We start from the raw sequence: 3,663 nt of genomic DNA, 5'->3' as shown, positions 1-3,663 counted from the left end.
CAGATGCTGGAGGTAGAGTAACGCAGGAGCTTGTTACCGAGGATCACTATTCGCTTCAATCATCTGCCTTGCCTACAGCACTTTGAACTCCCGCTGAAAGATCACATATTTAATAGGATTGGTATTAGCATAAAGTATGTATATTTGGCGAAGTTTTCACCCTGCAAGATGACAAACACTGTTGATGGCGGCGTTTATACGGACATGAAATAAAAAATAAGCTATTATGAAACAGATGGTGTTAGCACATCTTCTTTGAAATTAAGGACGATACATGTTTGAAAATAAAGGAGTTATTGAAATATGTTGTTATCAGGCTCGGCCAATACCGTTTATAAAATACTAATCATTGATGATGATATACACAATATCTTTGTGTTAGAGGGAATTTTGTCATCTCTTGGTAATGTTTATTTTTCAGAGTCAGGTAGTAAGGCGCTCACGTTAGCAGAAAAAATTAACCCTGACGTGATTTTACTCGACATTGAAATGCCTGATATGGATGGATGGGCTGTATGTCGTGCACTTAAAGCTAACGCATTATTAAGCGATATTCCGATTATTTTTATTACTGGCCACACCGATCCTGAATTTGAAAAGCTTGCGTTAGAAAGCGGTGGTGTTGATTTTATTACCAAGCCTTTTAATGCCCCTATTTGTTGCTTAAGAGTCAATACACAACTCAAGTTTAGGCAACAAAATCGGTTAATGGTTAAAGCCAAAGAAGAATTACAGCAGCTTGTAAATCAAGTACCTATGCTTGTGACTTATTGGGATGATCAAGGTAAAAATCTTTTTAGTAATGATTATGCCGGTGTGTGGTTCGACACTTTAGTCGGCGATGTTAATGGTAAGCATATTTCAGACATTTTCCCTGCTGAGCTCAGTACGGCTATTTTAAATCATCATCGCCACATCACTTCTGAAGCATTAAAGTATATTGTCACTGTTCCAGAAAGTGTTGGTGTGAGCTTTTATGAAGTATTCCAGTCTAAGATGAAGTCAAGTTCAGGCATTGATGGTTATTTGGTTACTGTAATTGATGTTTCTGAAGTTAAACACGCAAAACTAGCCTTATATTCTGAAAAAGAACGTTTACGAGTGACGCTAAATTCTATTGGTGATGCTGTGATAGCCACAGATACTAAAGGTTTGATTACCTTTATGAACCCAATTGCAGAACGCATGACTGGCTGGCGTTTAAAGGATGCACAACATCAGAAAATTGAAAATGTCATGTACCTCAAAGATACTGATACCAAGCAGACACTATTAAACCCGTTATATATAGCACTACGAGAGCAACGCATTGTGGCGATGGCATTAAATAGTCAGTTAACCTCACGTGGTGGGCATGTATTTGCTGTAGAAGATTCTGCAGCCCCAATTCGAAATGAAAATGGTGAAGTTATTGGTGCCATTATGGTATTCCATGATGTGAGTGAGGCAATGGCAATGGCAATAAAGATGAGCCATTTAGCTAATCATGACCAACTAACAGATTTACCTAATCGAATATTACTTCAAGATCGATTGAGCGTGGCGTGTTCAACAGCAGTATCTTACGGCACCAAGGCAGCGGCATTATTGATTGATATTGATCATTTTAAATACCTTAATGATTCTTTAGGGCATCAATATGGTGACGAGCTTATTTGTTTGATGGCAAAACGGATACGCTCCTTGATACCTGCATCCTATACGTTGGCGAGATTAGGCGGAGACGAATTTGTTATTTTAATGAGCAATACTCACTCTGTTGACACATCGTCGCAATTAGCTTCTAAATTGGTTGAAGCAATGCACGAGCCTTTTATTCTTGATAATCAAAGGTTTAACGTATCTGTTAGCATTGGTATTAGTGTGTTCCCGAATGATGCTGCAGATGCTGAGGAATTAATGAGGCATGCCGATGTTGCTATGTATCGGGCCAAACAGGAAGGGCGTAATCGTTTTTGTTATTTCTCACATGATTTAGAACACTCTATTATGGAACGTCATCATTTAGAGACTCGTTTAAGAAAAGCACTAATCAATGATGAGCTTTTTGTACATTATCAGCCTAAGTTTGATCTTCAGACCGATGCTATTATAGGTGCGGAAGCGCTAGTTAGGTTAGTTAATGATATGGGAGAGTTTATTTCTCCAGCAGAGTTTATTCCATTAGCGGAAGAGTCTGGTTTGATTATTATGTTAGGTAAGCAAGTGCTTAATAAGGCTTGTGCGGAGGCTAAACGTTGGCTGGATATGGGATACGAAATCCCCATTTCTGTTAATGTTGCTGCAGCACAGTTTGCTGATCCTGATTTAGCTTGTGTGATTAAAGAAGCATTATTAAGTAATGCGTTACCGGCACAGCTACTTGAGTTAGAAATTACCGAAACTGCATTAATGATTGATGCTGCAGAAATGCAAAACAAGCTGAGTAAATTAACCGAATTGGGTATCAAGATTGCTATCGATGATTTTGGTACGGGCTATTCAAGCCTCGCTTATTTAAAGAAATTTAACGTCGATGTCATGAAGATTGATATGTCTTTTGTTAAAGATATGCTCAACAATAAACATGACTACGAGATTGTTAAAACGATTATTTCGTTGGGTAAATCAATGGGGCTGATGTTAATCGCTGAAGGTGTCGAAACAGAAGAGCAACGTCAGGCATTAATCTCATTAGAATGTTATCTGGGACAAGGTTACTTATTTAGTTGCCCATTAAATACGACCGATTTTGAAGCGTTTATATTGCAGAACAATGTTCACAAAAGTGTAAAATCAACCGTTGAATAAGTGATAGTTTTTTCTGCAAAAACGTTGAGTTTAGAGAAAATTGCCCCATAGCATTCTCTGTGTTGGGGCTTTTGTTTGCATTTTTTTGGTTGTAAGCCAATAGGTTAGAATAAAAATGACGTTATTGGTAATAGAGTCTGGGGACCAATAACGCCTGAACTGTTACGTTAGCCGTCCTTCAAGTGGCTAACGGTGGAGCGATAAAGTGGCAAGGGTGCAAGATGTTTGCGCTTATAATTAGTCTATTTTGTTGTTTGCTTGATTTATCTCATCACTGGGGAATGAATGTATAAATCGACCAAACACCCTTGCCAAAACGGTTTTGATATTTAGCTCTGTTAGGGTGACAGTAGCGCCGTCAATGGCAAAGCTAAAATATCTTAATAAAAATGACGTTATTGGTAATAGAGTCTGGGGACCAATAACGCCTGAACTGTTACGTTAGCCGTCCTTCAAGTGGCTAACGGTGGATCGATAAAGTGGCAAGGGTGCAAGATGTTTGCGCTTATAATTAGTCTATTTTGTTGTTTGCTTGATTTATCTCATCACTGGGGAATGAATGAATAAATCGACCAAACACCCTTGCCAAAACGGTTTTGATATTTAGCTCTGTTAAGGTGACAGTCGCGCCGTCAATGGCAAAGCTAAAATATCTTAATAAAAATGACGTTATTGGTAATAGAGTCTGGGGACCAATAACGCCTGAACTGTTACGTTAGCCGTCCTTCAAGTGGCTAACGGTGGAGCGATAAAGTGGCAAGGGTGCAAGATGTTTGCGCTTATAATTAGTCTATTTTGTTGTTTGCTTGATTTATCTCATCACTGGGGAATGAATGAATAAATCGACCAAACACCCTTGCCAAAACGGTTTTG

The 3,663-nt window shown here is 38.6% G+C and carries 1 protein-coding gene; it reads left to right on the top strand.

All coding sequences use genetic code 11. The annotated features are described in order from the left end of the window. Positions 1-303: 303 nt before the first annotated feature. Complete coding sequence (locus tag ACWXWT_RS20120; protein ID WP_456043347.1) at positions 304-2,790, top strand: EAL domain-containing protein; 2,487 nt, start codon at positions 304-306, stop codon at positions 2,788-2,790. Positions 2,791-3,663: the final 873 nt, after the last annotated feature.

It is taken from the genome of Shewanella sp. A22, assembly GCF_053850585.1.
Note: the sequence above shows the minus strand (reverse complement) of the source record. Positions and strands in the feature narration are given on the sequence as shown.